This is a genomic window from Streptacidiphilus jeojiense (assembly GCF_000719095.1).
Classification (GTDB): domain Bacteria; phylum Actinomycetota; class Actinomycetes; order Streptomycetales; family Streptomycetaceae; genus Streptacidiphilus; species Streptacidiphilus jeojiensis.
Window position 1 is genome coordinate 24157 of sequence record NZ_JOEH01000044.1, and the last position, 18086, is coordinate 42242.

The window sequence follows — 18086 nt, forward strand, 5'->3', positions numbered from 1 at the left end:
GCAGGGTGCGGGGGAGTTCCGGTTCACCGCTACGAAGGGTCCTCCGCGGCGACGTCCTCCGCGGCGACCGGCTCGACCGGCTCGGAGTCGGGCGCGGCCTCGGCCCTTGACGCGGCGTCACGCAGCTTCAGCGCCTCCTCCAGGGTGGGCGACTGCTCCCAGATGCTGTGGAAGGCCAGCCGCAGCGTCTCCGCCAGCGAGGGGTGCCGGATCACCAGCGCGGTGGTGGCACCGGTCCTGGCCACCGGGTCGGGCATGTCGCACAGCACCGTGGAGCCGTCGGTGACGATCAGCTTCAGCGGCAGGCTGTCGGCGATCCTGATCTCCTCGCCGACCTCGGCGAAGCGCCGGATGACCTCCAGCATCGCCGGGTCGTCCAGCACGTCGCGGCTGTAGAGCGCGCGGTTGGTGCGGCCGGCCGCGTGCATCCGGGCGGTGGCCTCCAGGCCGGCGGTGTTCTCGGACGGGGTCACCCACGGCGGCCGGGAGAAGCTCAGCAGCTCGCGCTCGGCCTCGGACTGGATCCGGGCGAAGCGCTCGCTGATGTCGGCCGCGTCCCGCAGCACCTCGACGTAGTCCAGCGGGTCGGTGTGGGTGCGACCGCTGTCCCAGGTCGGCAGCAGCTCCCGGGCGAGCTCGTCGGAGAGCCGCTCCAGCCGGCCGAGCGAGCGGCGCTGCTGTTCCATCAGCCGGTCGACGGCGATCTCGGGGGCGACCGCGGAGTAGCCAGCCACCCGTCCCGGGTGCAGCACCGCGAGTTGGCGCCGGGTCAGGCCCTCCAGTACGTCGTACACGCGCTGCCTGGGCACCTGCGCCTCGCGGGCGACCTCGGCCGCGGTGAAGACGTCGCGCCGGATCAGCGCGAGGTAAACCCGCGCCTCGTAGTTGGTGAGGCCTAGCTCTTCGAGGTCCGCTGCGCGCCTGTCGTCCGTTTGCATGCAGGCACCGTAGCGGCGATGGTCCCCGCTTTGGCAAGCCGTGTCCACGACGTGGCTGAAAGACCTTTCTCACAGGTTTTTCCAAGGGAAGTGTGCTGTTCGCTGAGAACTTCTTGTGGGGTTGTCATGCATTCGCTAATCTTCTCGGCGCTGAGCACCACTCAACGGGGTGTCAGGTAGGATGCTTTGTCATGTGCCTGACGTTACCCCCGGTCGGTGGCGGGTCGCCCCACGAAGGCGTCCCGGGTGCCGGCCTCATCCCCCTGGAGGGCCGTCTGTTGCACACCCCCAGCACCACTCGTCGCGGACTGCGCAGAGCCGCAGCCGCCGCAGTCTCCGCCGCCGCGCTGGTCGCCGGCGTCTTCGCGGCCGCCGCCCCGGCGACCGCCGCCACCGGCCAGAGCGGGTCCTCCGCCGCGGTCCACGTCAAGCGCCTCTGCGCCACTCCGGCGAATGTGCACCAGATGGCCTGCCTCGCGCTGGCCAGGACCGATGTCACCCAGCCCGCGGCACTGCGGGCCAACGCGGTCTCCCCGCTGGCCACCCCCTCGGGCTACGGCCCGTCCAACCTGAAGAGCGCCTACGCCCTGCCCGCCAACGGCGGCGCCGGCGCCACGGTGGCCATCGTGGACGCCCAGGACGACCCCAACGCGGAGTCCGACCTCGCCGCCTACCGCACCCAGTACGGGCTGTCCGCCTGCACCACCGCCAACGGCTGCTTCAAGAAGGTCAACCAGACCGGCGGCACCAGCTACCCGACCGCCGACTCCGGCTGGGCCGGGGAGATCTCGCTGGACCTCGACATGGTCTCCGCGGTCGCCCCCGCCGCCCACATCATCCTGGTCGAGGCCACCTCGGCGAACATGAGCGACCTGGGCACGGCCGTCAACGAGGCCGTGGCGCTGGGCGCCAAGTACGTCTCCAACAGCTACGGCGGGTCCGAGGACTCCACCGACACCAGCTCCGACTCCAGCTACTTCAACCACCCGGGCGTGGCCATCACCGTCTCCGCCGGTGACAGTGCCTACGGCGCCGAGTACCCGGCCGCCTCCAAGTACGTCACCTCGGTCGGCGGCACCTCGCTGAGCACCGCCTCCAACTCCCGTGGCTGGACCGAGAGCGTCTGGTCCACCAGCAGCACCGAGGGCACCGGCTCCGGCTGCTCCGCCTACGACGCCAAGCCGACCTGGCAGACCGACACCGGCTGCTCCAAGCGCACCATCTCCGACGTCTCCGCGGTCGCCGACCCCGCCACCGGCGTGGCCGTCTACGACAGCTACGGCGCCTCCGGCTGGCAGGTCTACGGCGGCACCAGCGCCTCCTCCCCGATCATCGCCAGCGTCTACGCCGACGCCGGCACCCCGGGAGCGAGCGACTACCCCGCCAAGTACCCGTACCAGCACACCACCGCCCTCAACGACGTCACCAGCGGCAGCAACGGCAGCTGCTCGCCCAGCTACCTGTGCACCGCCGGCGTCGGCTACGACGGCCCGACCGGTCTGGGCACCCCCAACGGCCTGACCGCCTTCACCGCGGGCACCGGCACCGGCGGCAACACCGTCACCGTGACCGGGCCCGGCAACCAGAGCGGCACCGTCGGCACCGCCGTCTCGCTGCAGATCAGCGCCTCCGACTCGGGCAGCTCCACGCTGACCTACTCGGCCTCCGGCCTGCCGGCCGGACTGTCCATCAACTCCTCGACCGGGCTGATCTCCGGCACCCCGACCACGGCGGGCACCTCCTCGGTGACCGTCACCGCCACCGACGCTACCGGTGCCAGCGGCAGCGCCTCCTTCAGCTGGACCATCGCCACCTCCGGCGGCGGGGGCGGTTGCACCGCGGCCCAGCTGCTGGGCAACCCCGGCTTCGAGACCGGCTCCGCCTCGCCCTGGACCGCCAGCTCCGGCGTCATCGACAACTCCAGCAGTGAGGCCGCCCACAGCGGCAGCTGGAAGGCCTGGCTGGACGGCTACGGCAGCACCCACACCGACACCCTGTCCCAGTCGGTGACCGTGCCCGCCGGCTGCACCACGGCGACGCTGACCTTCTGGCTCCACATCGACACCGCGGAGACCACCACCAGCACCGCCTACGACACCCTCAAGGTCCAGGCCACCAGCGGCGGCACCACCACGACCCTGGCGACCTACTCCAACCTCAACAAGGGCACCGGCTACACCCAGCGCAGCTTCAGCCTCTCCTCCTACGTCGGCCAGACCGTCACCCTGAAGTTCACCGGGGTGGAGGACTCCAGCCTGCAGACCAGCTTCGTCATCGACGACACGGCGATCAACGTCTCCTGACGTCCTGACGTCCTGACGCAGCCTGCAGCGACACCGGTACGACTGCCCCTGCCACGGGTCTCCCGCGGCAGGGGCAGTCTGCTTGCCTGCCGTAAGGCAAGGCTGGTGTTCCGCGTTGTCGGTGGTGCACGATACGGTGCCCACCTGCTCGCATCCGAGCACCGAACGGTGAACCACCCAGGAGCCCAGCCACCCATGTCCGACTCCCCGGTCGACACAGCGACCGAACCCACCGGGACCCCGCCCGAGCCCTCACCGGAGGCGCCCGCCGACGGTCCCAACTACCTGAGCCACAAGCAGATCATGGTCGTCATGGGCGGCCTGATGGCGGGCATGCTGCTCGCCGCCCTCGACCAGAGCATCGTCGGCACCGCCCTGCCCACGATCGTCAGCCAGCTCGGCGGCATCGACAAGCTGTCCTGGGTGGTCACCGCCTACCTGCTCACCTCTACTGCGGCCACCCCGCTGTGGGGCAAGATCTCCGACCTCTACGGCCGCCGGATCATCTTCCAGTCCGCGATCGTGATCTTCCTGATAGGTTCCGCGCTCGCCGGGCTGAGCCAGAACATGGGCGAGCTGATCGGCTTCCGGGCGATCCAGGGCATCGGCGGCGGCGGTCTGATGTCGCTGGCCTTCGCCATCATCGGCGACGTGATCCCGCCCCGGGAGCGCGGTCGCTACCAGGGTCTGATGGGCGCGGTCTTCGGTCTTTCCAGCGTGGCCGGACCGCTGCTCGGCGGCTGGTTCACCGACTCCATCGGCTGGCGCTGGATCTTCTACATCAACCTGCCGATCGGCCTGGGCGCCCTGGTGGTCTGCTCCTTCGCGCTGAAGCTGCCGGTCAACCGCCGCGAGCACAGCATCGACTACCTGGGCTCGGCCGCGATCGTCACCGGCGTGACCAGCCTGCTGCTCTACCTGAACTGGGCCGGCACCAGCTACGGCTGGGCCTCCTGGCAGGGCCTGCTGCTGCTCGGCGCCTCGATCCTGCTGACCGCGGGCTTCATCCTGATCGAGCGCAGGGCGGCCGAGCCGATCCTGCCGATGCGGCTGTTCCGCAACCCGATCTTCTCGGTGGGCAACGGCTTCGGCTTCTTCGCCGGGTTCGCCATGTTCGGCGGCATCATCTACCTGCCGGTCTACCTCCAGGCCGTGCAGGGCATGTCGGCCACCAAGTCGGGGCTGGGCATGCTGCCGGCCGTCGCCGGGATCATGGCCACCGCGATCACCTCGGGCCGGCTGATGGCCAAGACCGGCAAGTACAAGATCTACCCGATCGTCGGTGCGGTGGTGATCATCGGCTCGCTGCTGCTGCTCAGCACGCTCAGCAACAGCACCGCGTACTGGCAGGTGGCGCTCTACGCCTTCGCCTTCGGCGCCGGGCTGGGGCTGACCATGCAGACCATGGTCACCGCGATCCAGAACTCGGTGGACTTCCGCGACATGGGTGTGGCCACGGCCTCGGCCACCTTCTTCCGGCAGATCGGAGCCTCCATCGGCACCGCGATCTTCGGGACGGTGCTGACCAGCCGGCTGGCCCACTACATGAAGCAGGAGTTTGCCGGCAGCGGGGGCGCCGGGGGCGGCGGTGCGAAGTTGGACGCCAACAACGTCCAGGCCATCCAGCACCTGCCGGCGGCGGTGAAGGGGCACGTGACCAATGCGTTCGCGCACTCCATCGGGGACCTGTTCCTGACCGGGGTGCCGTTCATCGCCATCGCGCTGGTGTTCGCACTGGTGCTGAAGGAGAAGCCGCTGGCCACGATGGACCCGTCGGCAGCACCGCCCGCGCACTAGGGGACTTCGGCTGCGGGTTGTGGATGGCTGGTCGCGCAGTTCCCCGCGCCCCCAAGGGGGCTGCAACGTCCCGCAGTGGTTCAGTTGCAGCCCCCAGGGGCGCGGGGAACTGCGCGACAAGCCCACTACGGTCCGCAGCGAGAAACCTGCCTACGCCGAGGCCCGGGCCATCTCGTCCAGGGCCTTCAGCAGGACCGTGAACTGCGGACCGCACCCCACCGGCAGTACCTCGTGCGGGGTGTCGTCGAAGAGCAGGACGACCAGGTCGCCCGTGCAAGCGGTCATGCTCCAGCCGGGGCCGTCCGCCCGGACCAGTCGGGTGTCCTCGCCGGCCGGCGAGGAGCGTACCCGGCCGGCCGGCGGCGGGGTCTCGGTGTACTCGCGGATCTCGGCGAGCACCTTGGCGATCCGCTCCGGGACCTCCTCGGGGTGCTCGTCGAACTCCACCGAGTCGGCTATCTGCTCGCGCCACATACGCCACTGGTGGGCGATGTCGTCCGCGCCCATCCGGCGCTGCGCCGGCCCCCACTGCTTGGGGTCGGGCGGCGTCAGCAGCGGGTGGTCGTCCTCGTCCGGCTCCGGGTCGTGCGGTTCGGGCAGCCCGGTGGTGCTCACCGTCAGCGCCAGCGGCCAGCCGGGCAGCGAGTCCACCACGGTGCGCTCGGGCGGGGTCAGGTCGTAGGGCATGCCGCAGTCCCAGGCCGCGATGGCACAGCCCACCAGGGCGGCGTCGTCCGAGACCACGGTCCAGCGGGCGCCGTCCGAGTCCTGCCCGAACAGCAGCCCGTAGCCGTCCGCCCAGGCCTCCAGGCCCAGGGCGGCGCAGGCGGCCGGGTAGTCGTCACCGAGCAGGCTCGGGAACTGGCCCGGCGTCAGCAGTACCGCGCTGAGCACGTAGAACGCGTCTTCGTCGACCTCTGCCACGGGGAGCCACCGCCCTTCTCTGCGAGCATGCCTCCTGCCCCAGCGGCCCCGGAGGTCGGCTCATGCTAATGAGCCGACCCCGGAAACGGCCAGGGGTTGCCTCCGGAGCTCTCAGCCCGCGGTGATCGCGCGCAGACTCTCCTTGAGCGAACCCATCGTCGCCAGCACGGCCGTCGGCTCGTAGCCGCAGTGCGCCATGCAGTTGTCGCAACGGGGGTCCTTGCCGCGGCCGTAGTTGTCCCACTCGGTGCTGTCCAGCAGCTCCTGGTAGGTGTCCACGTAGCCGTCGGACATCAGGTAGCAGGGCTTCTGCCACCCCTTCAGCGAGTAGGACGGGATCGCCCAGGGGGTGCACTCGAAGTCGACCTTGCCCTCGAGGAAGTCCAGGTAGAGCGCCGAGTGGTTGAGCCGCCAGCTCTTGCGGCGGCCGTCGGCGAACGCCTTCTTGAACATCGCCCTGGTCTGCTCCACGCCCAGGAAGCGATCCTGGTCGGGGGCCTTCTCGTAGGCGTATCCGGGCGAGATCTGCATCCGGTCGACCTTCAGGTCGTCGTTGAGGTACTGCAGCACCTCGATGACGTCCTGCGGGCTGTCGTTGTTGAAGAAGGTGGAGTTGGTGAACACCGTGAAGCCGGCCGCCTTGGCCTGCTTGATGGCCTCGATGGCCTGGTCGAACACGCCGACCTTGCTCACCGACTCGTCGTGCCGCTCGCGCAGCCCGTCGATGTGCACCATCCAGGCGAAGTTGCGGTTCGGCTTGAACTTGTGCAGGTGCTTGGGCAGCAGCACGGCATTGGTGCAGAGCACCACGAACTTGTTCCGGTCCAGCAGCGCCTGGGTCATCTCGGCGATCTGCGGATGCATCAGCGGCTCGCCGCCGGCCAGCGACACCATCGGTGCGCCTGCCTCCTCGACGGCGCCGACGACCTTCTCGACCGTCATGCGCTGCTTGAGCATGCTGGCCGGTTCCTGGATCTTTCCACAGCCCGCGCAGGCGAGGTTGCAGGCGAAAAGGGGTTCGACCTCCACAATCAGCGGGAACTTCTTCCGCCGAAGGATCTTCTGCTTGAGGAGGTACGTGCCCATCTTGACGGTCAGATTAAGTGGGAGTCCCATGATCACTGTCTCCGTTCCCCCGGGCCCCAGGGTTGGTGCCCTCCACTAACATACAGTCTGTATGGAACAGGATGTAGGTATGTCAGTGCCCAGGATCAGGCGAAGCCGAAGCGCGGAGCACGTTGCGGACACCCGGCGTGCGCTCCTGCGCGCGGCGCGTGAGCTGTTCGCCGAGCGCGGTTATGCCGCGACCGGGACGGAGGACATCGTGGCCGCCGCCGCGGTGACCCGTGGTGCGCTCTACCACCACTTCAAGGACAAGGCGGACCTGTTCCGTGCGGTGATGGCCGAGTGCGCCCAGGAGATGGCGGAGCGCCTGGTCGCCCAGGAGACCGCCCGCGCCGAGACCAACCCCGGCGACGCCTGGCAGCTGCTGCGCAGCGGCTTCCAGTCCTTCCTGGACGCCTGCAACGACGCGCAGTTCCAGCGCATCGTACTGATCGAGGGCCCCGCCGTGCTGGGGCACAGCGCCTGGGACGCCCTGGTGGAGGAGCACGGCTACGTGCTGCTGGCCGAGGCGCTGACCGACGCCATCCGCGAGGGCAACGTCGACGACCTGCCGGTCGGGCCGCTGACCCGGATGCTGGCGGCGCTGATCTCCGAGGCCAGCCTCTACATCGCCCGCGCCGACGACCATGTCAGGGCGCGCCAGGAGGCGGGTCTGGTACTGGAGCGACTGCTGATCGGATTGGGACGCGTCCCGGGCGTGTCGCCGGCGCTTGTTACCGGCCAGTCATAAGTCTTCCCGCGCGGGCCGCGGTGCCCTACCCTCCTGATTGCGCCACTGATTACTGGCATGGTTTTGCCGGCACGGTGGACCAGGCCCGCCGAGAGGAGTTCGATGAGCAGCAGTGCCGAAGAACCGGTGCAGCACGTCCGGGTCGCCGTCGTCGGTTCCGGCTTCGGGGGTCTCGGGGCCGCGGTGCGGCTGCGCGAGGCGGGGGTCACCGACTTCGTCGTCCTGGAGCGGGCCGGCTCGGTCGGCGGGACCTGGCGCGACAACAGCTACCCGGGCTGTGCCTGCGACGTCCCCTCGCACCTGTACTCGTTCTCCTTCGCGCCCAACCCGGACTGGCCGCGCACCTTCTCCGGGCAGCCGGAGATCCGGGCCTACCTGGAGCGCATCGCCGACCGCTTCCGGCTGCGGCCGCACCTGCGCCTCCACCACGAGGTGCTGGGCGCCCGCTGGGACGCCGGGCGGACCCGCTGGGAGCTGGACACCAGCCAGGGCCGCTACACCGCCGAAGTGCTGGTCGCCGCCGGCGGGCCGCTGTCCGACCCGGTCGTGCCGGACCTTCCCGGCCTGGACGGCTTCCCCGGCGAGGTGTTCCACTCGTCCCGCTGGAACCACGACTACGACCTGACCGGCAAGCGGGTCGCGGTGGTCGGCACCGGCGCCTCCGCGATCCAGATCGTGCCGGCGATCCAGCCCCGGGTCGGGAAGCTGGTGCTGCTGCAGCGCACCCCGCCGTGGGTGATGCCCCGGATGGACCGCGACATCACCGCCGCCGAACGCCGGCTGTACCGGCTGCTGCCGGTGACCCAGCGGGCCCTGCGCACCGCGCTGTGGGCCGTCAGGGAGGGCCAGACCGGCATGTTCACCAAGCGCCCGGCGCTGCTGCGGCTGGCCGAGCGGCTCGCCAAGCGCAACCTGGACGCCCACATCAAGGACCCGGCGCTGCGGGCCAGGCTCACCCCCGACTACCGCTTCGGCTGCAAGCGGGTGCTGCTGTCCACCAGCTACTACCCGGCGCTGGCGCAGCCCAATGTGGAGGTGGTCGCCTCCGCGCTGAAGGAGGTGCGCGGCAGCACCGTGGTCGGCGCCGACGGCAGCGAGCACGAGGTGGACGCGATCGTCTTCGGCACCGGGTTCCACGTCACCGACATGCCCATCGGCGAGCGGATCACCGGCGCGGCCGGACGCACCCTGGCCGAGGAGTGGAAGGACGGCATGGTCGCGCTGCGCGGCACCACCGTCAGCGGCTTCCCCAACCTGCTGATGGTGATCGGCCCCAACACCGGTCTGGGCACCAGCTCCATGGTGCTGCAGATCGAGTCCCAGCTGAACTACCTGGTCGACTACCTGCGCCGGCTGGACGCCACCGGCAGCGCCGCGCTGGACCCCACCCCGGAGGCCCAGCGGCGCTGGAACGAGGAGGTGCAGCGGCGGATGGCCACCACGGTGTGGAGCACCGGCGGCTGCAACAGCTGGTACCTGGACGCCAACGGCACCAACACCACGCTGTGGCCCGGCACCACCGCCCGCTTCCGCCGCGAGACCAGGACCGTCGACCTCGCCGAGTACCGACTCGTCAGCAAGCAGGCCCCGTCGGCCCCCGCTGCCGCAGACGCCCCCGCTGCCGCGGACGCCCGCGCAGACGCCTGAAAGGACCCCACCGGCATGCCCAAGAAGTCCCTCGAAGGCCAGGTCGCCGTCGTCACCGGCGCGGCGCGCGGCGTCGGCGCCGAGCTGGCCCGAGCCCTGGCGGTGCGCGGCGCCACCGTCGCCCTGGTCGGTCTCGAACCGGAGGAGCTGGAACGCGCCGCCGCCGAGTGCGGGCCCGGAGCCGGCTGGTGGGAGGCGGACGTCACCGACCTGACGGCGCTTCAGGCCGTCGCGGAGCAGGTCGTCGAACGCTTCGGCCGGGTCGACATCGTGGTGGCCAACGCCGGGATCGCCATCGGCGGCACCTTCCTGGACTCCGACCCGGCCGCCTTCCAGCGGGTGATCGAGGTCAACCTGCTCGGCAGCACCACCACCGCCCGGGCCTTCCTGCCCGCGCTGATCGCCTCCCGCGGCTACCTGCTGCAGATCGCCTCTCTGGCGGCGATGACCCCGGCGCCGCTGATGACCGCCTACTGCGCCAGCAAGTCCGGGGTGGAGGCCTTCGCCCACGCGCTGCGCGGGGAGGTCGCCAACCAGGGGGTCAAGGTCGGCGTCGGCTACCTCAGCTGGACCGACACCGACATGGTGCGCGGCGCCGACGAGGACGAGGTGATGCGCGAGATGCGGGCCCACCTGCCCTGGCCGACCAACCGCACCTACCCGCTCGCCCCGGCCGTCCAGCGCATCGCCGACGGCATCGCCCACCGCTCGGTCCATGTCTACGCCCAGGGGTGGCTGCGCTCCTACCAGTTGATCAGGGGTCAGATTCCGCTGGTGCTGGGCCGGGTGGCGCCGATGCAGCTGCGCTCGCTGGAGCCGCGACTGCGGGCCACGGCCGAGGACCGCCGCGGCCTGGTCGGCCGCGGCGGCGCCGCCGACGAGCAGGCCCGGGCCGCCCGGGGCGCGGCTCGTTAGCGGGCGCCGACCCGGTCGGTACGGTGGGGGCATGACCTCATCGACTGACGCGCGTTCGCTCCGGGTGGCTCTGCTCGGGACCGGGATCATGGGCGCGGCCATGGCCCGCAACCTTCTGAAGGCCGGTCACCAGGTGACCGTGTGGAACCGCACGCCGGAGCGGGCGCAGGCGCTGGCCGCCGACGGCGCCCGCTTCGCGGCCGACCCGGCCGAGGCCGTCCGCGACGCCGAGCTGATCCTGACCATGCTGCTGGACGGGCCCGCCGTGCTGGCGGCGATGCGGGACGCCGCGCCCGAGCTGCGGGCCGGGACGGTGTGGACCCAGTGCAGCACGGTCGGCCTGGAGGCCCTGGACGGTCTGGCCGGCTTCGCGGCGGAGCACGGCCTGGTGCTGGTCGACTCGCCGGTGCTTGGCACCCGCCAGCCCGCGGAGGCCGGGCAGCTCGCGGTGCTGGCGGCTGGTCCGGCCGAGGCCCGCCCGCTGGCTGACCAGGTGTTCGACGTGGTCGGCGGGTCCACCCGCTGGCTGTCCGAGGACGCTGCCGGGGGAGCCGCCACCCGGCTCAAGCTGGTGCTCAACGGCTGGGTGCTGACCCTGGTCAACGGCACCGCCGAGGCGCTCACCCTGGCCGAGGGGCTGGGCGTGGACCCGCAGCTGTTCCTGGACACGGTGGCCGGCGGCGGGCTCGACGTCCCCTACCTCCAGTCCAAGGGCAAGGCGATGCTGAGCGGGGACTTCACCCCCAGCTTCACCCTGGACGGGGCGCTCAAGGACGCCCGGCTGATCGCCGCCGCCGGCGAGCAGGCCGGGGTCCTGCTGGACCTGGCCCCGGCGGCGGTGACCCGCCTGGCCCGGGCCCAGGCCCAGGGCCACGGCGGCGAGGACATGGCGGCCAGCTGGTTCGCCGGCCGGCCCTAGGGTCAAGCAGAGCTGCAGGTCAGTTGAGGGTGTCCGGGTCGGGGCCGATGCGGCCGGCGTCGCCCTGGTCGAGGGCGGTGACCGCGGTCAGGTCGGCCTCGTCCAGGGTGAAGCCGAAGACGTCGAGGTTCTGCCGGATCCGCTCCGGGGTGACCGACTTGGGGATCACGATGGTGCCCTGCTGCAGGTGCCAGCGCAGGATGACCTGGGCCGGGGTGCGGCCCAGCCGCTGCGCGATGCCGGTGATCACCGGGTGCTGCAGCAGCGAGCCCTGGGCCAGCGGGCTCCAGGCCTCGGTGGCGATGCCGTGCTCGGCGTGGAAGGCGCGCAGCTCCTGCTGCTGGAGCAGCGGGTGCAGCTCGACCTGGTTGACGGCCGGCACCACGCCGGTCTCGTCGATCAGCCGGCGCAGGTGGGCGGGCTTGAAGTTGGAGACACCGATGGCGCGGGCCCGGCCGTCGGCCAGGATCTTGCCCAGCGCGCGCCAGGTGTCCAGGTAGGTGTCCCGCTCCGGGGTGGGCCAGTGGATCAGGTAGAGGTCGACGTGGTCCAGGCCGAGCTTGTCCAGGCTGGCCTCGAAGCCGGCCAGGGTCCGGTCGTGGCCCTGGTCGCTGTTCCACAGCTTGGTGGTGACGAACAGCTCCTCCCGGCGCAGCCCGGACGCGGCGATCGCGGCGCCGGTGCCCTTCTCGTTGCCGTAGATCGCGGCGGTGTCGATGCTGCGGTAGCCGGCCTCCAGGGCGGTGCCCACGGCGGCGGCGGTCTCGGCGTCCGGCACCTGCCAGACACCGAAGCCCAGCTGGGGGATCCGGACGCCGTTGTTGAGGGTGATGACGGGCTGGTTCACGAACTGTCCTTCGGTACGACGGTGTGGGGCTGCCGTCTAAACTAGTTGCATACGCTGGCTATTGCAAAATCCTGCTATTTCCGGTCCTGGCGCAGCGCCTGCTGCAGCCCCTCCAGCGCGACCACCAGGAAGCGGGCGTCCCGGGCCACCAGGTGCCGGGGGTCGGTGCTGTCCTCGTCCGGGTCCGGCAGTTCCTCCGCCCAGGCCTGGTACTGGAGCCGGACCGCGGTCAGGTCGACCGGCTGGCCCAGCCGGACCGCCTGGGCGGCGCGGGCGGTCTCCTGCCGGAGCACCGCGGCGAAGCGCTCCGCGCCCGGGACGGGTTCGCCGTCGCCCAGCGGCGGCAGGTGCGCCTCCAGCAGCAGGGCGGCGCGGCCCAGCCCGGCCATCGCCGAACGGGCCCCGCTGAGCTGCGAGTTCCGCAGGCCCCGGTGGCGCACCGGTTCGTCGGCCGCCTGGCCGGTGGCCGTCACCAGCTCGGCCCTGGCCTGGCGGTGGTCCAGCAGCGCCTCCCTGACGGCGCGGTAGGAGTCCGCCGACGGCGCCCCGAAGGCGGCCACCGCCGCCGCGGCGTAGCGGCCGCCGGCCTCGATGTAGGCGGCCAGCCGGTCCGGCAGCCGTACCGTCTGCCAGGTCGGGAAGACGGCGTAGGCGATCAGTGCCAGGGCCCCGCCGAGCAGGGTCTGGCCGACCCGCTCCTCGGCGGTGCTGACCAGCCCGTTGCTGTCCATGGCCAGCAGGAACACGACATAGGCGGCGATGCAGGCGCTCATCGCGGCGTAGCCGGTGAGGATGGTCAGGTAGGCGCCGCCGATGGCGGTCACGGCCAGGGCGGTGAGCACCCAGTCGTTCGGCGCGGCGGACCAGATGACCACGGAGGCGAAGACCACGCCGAGAACGGTGCCGACGATCCGGCCCACGCCCCTGGAATAGGTCTGAGAGAAGTCGGGCCGCATCACCATCACCGCGGTCAGCGGCGCCCAGTAGCCGTGCCCGAAGGGCAGCAGCATGCCGATGGTCTCGCCGACCGCCGCCACCACCCCCACCCGGACCGCGTGCCGCAGCACCGGGGAGGACCAGCGCCAGTTGCGGCGCACCGCATGGGCGGCCACCGGCAGCAGCTCGTGCACCGAGGGACGGGACAGGCCGCCCAGCGGGGCGGAGGCGTCGCCGTCGCCGCCGGGCGACTCCAGCGAGTCCGCGGTGTCGGCCAGCAGCCCGATCAGCACCAGCCCGGACTGCCGGGCGGCTCCGGCGAGGACCGGGCCGGTCGAGCGCAGCGCCAGCGCCCGGTAGGTGCGCTCGGGGACCTCGACCGGGCGCCCGGTGCGGATGGCGCGGGCCACCGCGTCCAGCACCTCGGCCGCGGCGCCGAGGATCTCCCGGGCCCGGTCCCGCTCCGGGCCCTCCTCGGCGGCGCCGACCCGGGGGTCGGCCAGCGCCGCCATGGCCGGGCGCATCCGCTCCATGGTGCCGCGGCGGCCGCGCAGCTCGGCCGGCCGGTTCCGGGCCTGACGGCGGGTCACCGTGGCCGCGTTCCTGGCCGCCATCAGCGGGTCGGGGTCGAATCCGGCGAAGGGGTCGTGCCGCAGCCGCCGGGCGTAGTCGGCCATCGAGGCGTAGGCGTCGGCGAGGGCGTCGCGCTGGGCGCCCCAGCGCCGGATCGGCCAGACCACCACCAGCAGCGCCTGGACCACCCCGCCGACCGCGATCACCCCGGCGTGCGCCAGCGCCTGCGGGACGTTCTCGGTCAGCGCGACCACGACCAGCATCGCCGAGATGGTGTTGGTCGCGACCACGCCCGCGGCCGGGCCGAGCGACCAGGCCAGCCCGCCCATGAACGCCCAGACTCCGACGACCAGCACGAACAGCGGCGGCCACGGTGAGGCGAGGTAGCCGACGAAGGTGCTCAGCGACAGTCCGGCGGCCGCGGCCAGCGCCAGCAGCGGACGCGGCCGGTAGCTGCGCTGGAAGGTGGCCACCCCGGCGATGAACGCGCCGATCGCGGCGGAGGCCGCCAGCTGCGGACTGCCCAGCAGCAGCGCGCCGAACGCGGTGATCCCGGCCCCGATCGCACCGCGCAGGGCCCGCAGCGGCTCGTTGTAGGCGCGCTGCAGGGTGAAGCCGGTGCGGGCGGTGCTCTTGAGGGCCGTGGTCCAGGGCATGGCGCTGAGCCTAGATGTCCGACCGGCTTGTGATGGTATGTCAGCCGTGGGTGCGCGGGATGCGGCGCTCCCAGCGGCGCTCGAAGACGGTCCGGCCGTCCTCCTCGGCGGTCACCTGGTTGTCCGTCAGGAAGTGGCCGGCGTCGGCGCGGATCTCGGAGCGGGTGGTGACGGTGACGTTCCAGCCGAGCTCGGGGCGGCTCAGGCCGACCCGCCAGACCGACAGGGTGCGGGCACTGAGCGGGTCGGCGCCGCGGATCGCATAGGTCTCCAGCGCGTCCTCGCTGAACTCCAGGCCGTCCGGGTAGCTGCGCGAGCCGCCGTAGCGGGGGTCCACCTCCAGCAGCCACTCGTCGGTGGCGACGTCGCGGCGGACGATCCGCTCCGGGCCGAGGCCCTCCGGGGCGGCGTAGACCACGCCGAGCGGCGGGGCCTGCTCGGGCTCCTCGAAGGCGATCGGGGCCCTGGCCGCGTCGCCGCTGCTGTCGCGGACCGGCAGTAGCAGCGCGCTGGCGCCGGGGTCGACGGTGAACCCCTGGTCCGAGGGGTGCGGCCAGATCCAGGGCCAGTACGCGGAGGAGAGCGCCAGCCGGATCCGGTGCCCGGGCGGGAAGGCGTGCGCGATGGCGACCAGGTCGAAGGAGACGTCCTCGGTCTCCCCGGGGACCCACTCCACCGAGCGCTCCCGGCCGTGCCGGCTCAGCAGGTTGAGCACCCCCCGGGTGACCAGGGTGGACGAGCCGTCGGGGGCCACGTCGCAGAGCCGGGCGACGATCTGTGCCCGGGCGCTGGGGCAGGTCACCCGCAGCCGCAGCCGGGCGTTGCCGAGGATCTCGGTGTGCTCCCCGAGCGGCGCGGAGTCGAAGCAGACCGAGCGGCCGTCCTCCTCGCGCTGGTCCGGCGGCAGGTCGGAGTCGTTGCCGAAGGGGAAGAAGCGGCCCGCGTCGACCCCGGTGTGCTGGGGCGAGACGACCTGGACCGGGCCTTCGGTGGTCGTGGTCAGGCCGTCATTGAGCCGATAGGGCGTCATGTCGACATTGACGGAGGGCCAGGAGTCGTCGCCGATCCAGCGTCCGGGCCGTTCGGCGTAGCGGGTGGCCGGGGGCACCGACTCGTTCATCCAGGTGCGCAGCCTGGGCTCGGCCATCACGCCGGTGTCGCTGCTGGGGTGATCGTCCTTGAGCCAGTGGTCCCACCAGCGCAGGGTCTCCTGGAGGAAGCCGATCGCCGGCCCGGGCGGCAGCCCCCGGTCGGGGTACTGGTGCGACCACGGCCCGACCAGGCCGCGCATCGGCGCCTCCAGGTGCTCGGCGAGGCGGAACACGGTGTCCCGGTAGGGGTCGGCCCAGCCGCCGACGGCCAGCACCGCGGCCTTGATCGCGGAGTAGTCCTCGCAGACGCTGCCGTGCCGCCAGTAGCCGTCCCTGGCCTGGTGGTCCAGCCAGGTGTGGATGAAGGGGTCGACCTGCTCCAGCCGCTCCAGCCACATCCCGCGCCAGCGGTCGCCGACGAACTCCGGGTCGGGCGGTCGGGAGACGAAGGCCAGCATGGTCGCGGCCCAGGCGTGCATGTCCACGGCCAGCACGGAGCCGCCCATGTAGTGGACGTCGTTGTCGTAGCGGTCGTCGGTGGAACAGACGGTGACGATAGCCTTCAGCGGCTCCGGGGCGAGGGCGGCGATCTGCAGGCTGTTGAAGCCGCCCCAGGAGATGCCGAACATGCCGACCCGTCCGCTGCACCAGGGCTGCTCGGCCAGCCAGTGCACCACCGCGACGCCGTCGGCCAGCTCGGTGGCGTCGTACTCGTCGCCGGGCATCCCCTCGGAGTTGCCGTGCCCGCGGATGTCCACCCGGACCGAGGCGTAGCCGTTGCCCGCGTACCAGGGGTGCCGCTGGGCGTCGCGCGGCGCGGTCCAGTCGCCGAGGCGGTAGGGGAGGTACTCCAGCAGCGCGGGGACCGGCTCGTCGGTGACGGGGCGCCAGATCCGGGCGTAGAGCCTGATCCCGTCCCGGACCGGGATGGTGACGTCCTCGCAGACGATCGGGTACGGGAAGTCCTCGCGGTAGTGCATCTGCCGGCTCCTTCGGCTGGATGGGCGTCGGTTGGCTGGGCGTCAGCGGACGGGGTGCTCAGCGGACGGGGTGCATGGTGCGGCGCAGCCACGGACCGGCGGCGATCACGGCGAGACCGACCAGCACCACGAAACCGCCGTTGAGGCCGAAGTAGGCGGGGTCGGAGATGGTGCCGTAGAGCTTCACCGACTGGGCCTGGATGCCGTTGGCCAGGGCCAGTGAGAGGAACCAGAGCGCCATCGACTGGCTGGCGAACGCGGCCGGGGCCAGCTTGGTGGTCACCGACATGCCGGTGGTCTCCAGCAGGATGTCGCCGAGGCCGAGCACCAGGTAGCAGGTGATCAGCCAGGCCCCGGACATCACCCAGTCACCGGTGCGGTTCATGGTGGCCGGAACCATGATCAGGAAGGACAGGCCACCGAGGATCACACCGTAGGCGATCTTGTTGGAGGCGTGCGGCTGGCGGTGCCCCAGCCGTACCCAGGTCGCCGCGACCACCGGCGCCAGCACCACCTCGGCGACGCCGAGCACCGACCCGTACCAGGAGGAGGGGAAGTGCCAGCCGAAGAACTCGGTGTTGGCGTGGTCCAGGGCCAGCAGGTTCATGGTCGAGTAGGACTGGAACAGCACCAGGTTGAAGGCCACTGAGGCGCCGAACAGCACCAGGTAGGGCCGCAGCCGGCCGCGCTCCGCGGCGGTGACCCGCGGGCTGCGGAAGAGGAAGGTGAAGTAGGCGATCGGGGTGACCACGGAGACCCCGGTGACGATGTTGACGGTGAGGTCCATGGTCAGCACGCCGGCCAGGGCGAGGATGCCGAAGGCCACCACGACGGCGGCGATGCCGGCCAGGATCATCCGCACTGCGCGGCGCATGGCCTCCGGCGGCAGCGCCGACTCGGCACCGTCCTGACGCCCGGCCAGGTGCCCGCGGCCCAGCACGTACTGGACGACGCCGAAGGTCATCCCGATCGCCGCGGCGGAGAAGCCCCAGTGGTAGCCGATCTTCTGGCCGAGCCAGCCCGCCACCAGTGGGCCGAGGAAGGCGCCGATGTTGATGCCCATGTAGTACAGCGCGAAGCCGGCGTCGCGGCGCTCGTCCTCGGTGCTGTAGAGCTTGCCGACCAGGGTGGAGACATTGGGCTTGAGCAGTCCGGTGCCGACGATGATCAGGCCGAGGCCGATCCAGGTCATGCTGGTGGTCGGGACGGCCATCACGTAGTGGCCGCAGGCGATGCAGATGCCGCCGTACAGCACCGACCGGTACGAGCCCAGCAGCCGGTCGGCCAGCCAGCCGCCGGCCACCGAGATCAGGTAGATCATCGTGCTGTAGGCGGCGTAGACGGAGGAGGCGGTGCCGTCGGCCATGCCCATGCCGCCGTCGGCGGCCGAGGCGGTGAAGTAGAGCGTCAGGATCGCGGTCATGCCGAGGTAGGAGAAGCGCTCCCACATCTCGGTGCCGAAGAGGGTGAGCAGTCCGCGGGGATGGCCGAAGAAGGAGTGGTCCTGAGTCGGGTCGGTCTCCGCCGAAGGGGTGGCCTCGCTCGCGCCCAAGAGAACTGCCTCCGTCCGTGGCGCAGTCAGGTCGGGCCCCGTTTGCACCATATGTCTGACTTGAGATCAGTAGGAGCATAGGCGAGGGCTCGGGACCTGTCTCTTATACACATCTCCGAGCCCACGAGACTCCTGAGCATCTCGTATGCCGTC

13 protein-coding genes are annotated in these 18086 nt (G+C 71.5%); 6 read left to right on the forward strand and 7 right to left on the reverse strand.

The genetic code is table 11. The annotated features are described in order from the left end of the window. Positions 1–29: 29 nt before the first annotated feature. A complete protein-coding gene (locus IF29_RS0138015; protein WP_063757709.1) occupies positions 30–938 on the reverse strand; it encodes a TrmB family transcriptional regulator in 909 nt (302 codons plus the stop codon). Positions 939–1216: 278 nt separating this feature from the next. On the opposite strand from IF29_RS0138015, the gene IF29_RS0138020 reads away from it, so the two are divergent. Together IF29_RS0138020 and IF29_RS0138025 are read left to right on the forward strand one after the other, a co-directional pair. Then, a complete protein-coding gene (locus IF29_RS0138020; protein ID WP_030265864.1) occupies positions 1217–3241 on the forward strand; it encodes a putative Ig domain-containing protein in 2025 nt (674 codons plus the stop codon). Positions 3242–3436: 195 nt separating this feature from the next. Further along, positions 3437–5038 carry an MDR family MFS transporter gene (locus IF29_RS0138025; protein ID WP_030265866.1) on the forward strand — a complete coding sequence of 534 codons (1602 nt, stop codon included), beginning with the start codon at positions 3437–3439 and terminating at the stop codon, positions 5036–5038. A gap of 150 nt (positions 5039–5188) precedes the next feature. On the opposite strand, the gene IF29_RS0138030 is transcribed toward IF29_RS0138025, so the two are convergent. Together IF29_RS0138030 and hpnH are read right to left on the reverse strand one after the other, a co-directional pair. After that, positions 5189–5962 (reverse strand): hypothetical protein, encoded by a 774-nt coding sequence (locus IF29_RS0138030; protein ID WP_030265869.1) that lies wholly within the window; start codon positions 5960–5962, stop codon positions 5189–5191. 111 nt (positions 5963–6073) lie between these two features. Further along, on the reverse strand, positions 6074–7078 hold the full coding sequence (gene hpnH, locus IF29_RS0138035; RefSeq protein WP_030265872.1) for an adenosyl-hopene transferase HpnH: 1005 nt from the start codon (positions 7076–7078) through the stop codon (positions 6074–6076). A gap of 79 nt (positions 7079–7157) precedes the next feature. On the opposite strand from hpnH, the gene IF29_RS0138040 reads away from it, so the two are divergent. From IF29_RS0138040 to IF29_RS0138055, 4 genes are all read left to right on the forward strand, one after another. Continuing rightward, positions 7158–7817, forward strand: coding sequence for a TetR/AcrR family transcriptional regulator (locus IF29_RS0138040; RefSeq protein WP_051726568.1), 660 nt, complete (start codon positions 7158–7160; stop codon positions 7815–7817). 102 nt (positions 7818–7919) lie between these two features. Next, on the forward strand, positions 7920–9464 hold the full coding sequence (locus IF29_RS0138045) for a flavin-containing monooxygenase (RefSeq protein ID WP_030265879.1): 1545 nt from the start codon (positions 7920–7922) through the stop codon (positions 9462–9464). Between the two features lie 15 nt (positions 9465–9479). Then, positions 9480–10379 (forward strand): SDR family oxidoreductase, encoded by a 900-nt coding sequence (locus IF29_RS0138050; protein ID WP_030265882.1) that lies wholly within the window; start codon positions 9480–9482, stop codon positions 10377–10379. 31 nt (positions 10380–10410) lie between these two features. Beyond that, positions 10411–11298 (forward strand): NAD(P)-dependent oxidoreductase, encoded by an 888-nt coding sequence (locus IF29_RS0138055; protein WP_030265885.1) that lies wholly within the window; start codon positions 10411–10413, stop codon positions 11296–11298. A gap of 19 nt (positions 11299–11317) precedes the next feature. Here IF29_RS0138055 and IF29_RS0138060 read toward each other — a convergent pair whose 3' ends face one another. From IF29_RS0138060 to IF29_RS0138075, 4 genes are all read right to left on the reverse strand, one after another. Then, positions 11318–12145 (reverse strand): aldo/keto reductase, encoded by an 828-nt coding sequence (locus IF29_RS0138060; protein ID WP_030265888.1) that lies wholly within the window; start codon positions 12143–12145, stop codon positions 11318–11320. 74 nt (positions 12146–12219) lie between these two features. Continuing rightward, positions 12220–14310, reverse strand: coding sequence for an FUSC family protein (locus IF29_RS0138065; RefSeq protein ID WP_030265891.1), 2091 nt, complete (start codon positions 14308–14310; stop codon positions 12220–12222). Between the two features lie 40 nt (positions 14311–14350). After that, positions 14351–16381 carry a CocE/NonD family hydrolase gene (locus tag IF29_RS0138070; RefSeq protein ID WP_030265894.1) on the reverse strand — a complete coding sequence of 677 codons (2031 nt, stop codon included), beginning with the start codon at positions 16379–16381 and terminating at the stop codon, positions 14351–14353. A gap of 58 nt (positions 16382–16439) precedes the next feature. After that, positions 16440–17984, reverse strand: coding sequence for a peptide MFS transporter (locus IF29_RS0138075; RefSeq protein WP_051726569.1), 1545 nt, complete (start codon positions 17982–17984; stop codon positions 16440–16442). Between the last annotated feature and the right edge of the window lie 102 nt (positions 17985–18086).

Coding starts and splice junctions, on each gene's coding strand:
- IF29_RS0138015 (WP_063757709.1), bottom strand. CDS start 938: ATGCAAACGGACGACAGGCGCGCAGCGGACCTCGAAGAGCTAGGCCTC.
- IF29_RS0138025 (WP_030265866.1), top strand. CDS start 3,437: ATGTCCGACTCCCCGGTCGACACAGCGACCGAACCCACCGGGACCCCG.
- hpnH (WP_030265872.1), bottom strand. CDS start 7,078: ATGGGACTCCCACTTAATCTGACCGTCAAGATGGGCACGTACCTCCTC.
- IF29_RS0138040 (WP_051726568.1), top strand. CDS start 7,158: ATGTCAGTGCCCAGGATCAGGCGAAGCCGAAGCGCGGAGCACGTTGCG.
- IF29_RS0138045 (WP_030265879.1), top strand. CDS start 7,920: ATGAGCAGCAGTGCCGAAGAACCGGTGCAGCACGTCCGGGTCGCCGTC.
- IF29_RS0138050 (WP_030265882.1), top strand. CDS start 9,480: ATGCCCAAGAAGTCCCTCGAAGGCCAGGTCGCCGTCGTCACCGGCGCG.
- IF29_RS0138055 (WP_030265885.1), top strand. CDS start 10,411: ATGACCTCATCGACTGACGCGCGTTCGCTCCGGGTGGCTCTGCTCGGG.
- IF29_RS0138065 (WP_030265891.1), bottom strand. CDS start 14,310: ATGCCCTGGACCACGGCCCTCAAGAGCACCGCCCGCACCGGCTTCACC.
- IF29_RS0138070 (WP_030265894.1), bottom strand. CDS start 16,381: ATGCACTACCGCGAGGACTTCCCGTACCCGATCGTCTGCGAGGACGTC.
- IF29_RS0138075 (WP_051726569.1), bottom strand. CDS start 17,984: ATGGTGCAAACGGGGCCCGACCTGACTGCGCCACGGACGGAGGCAGTT.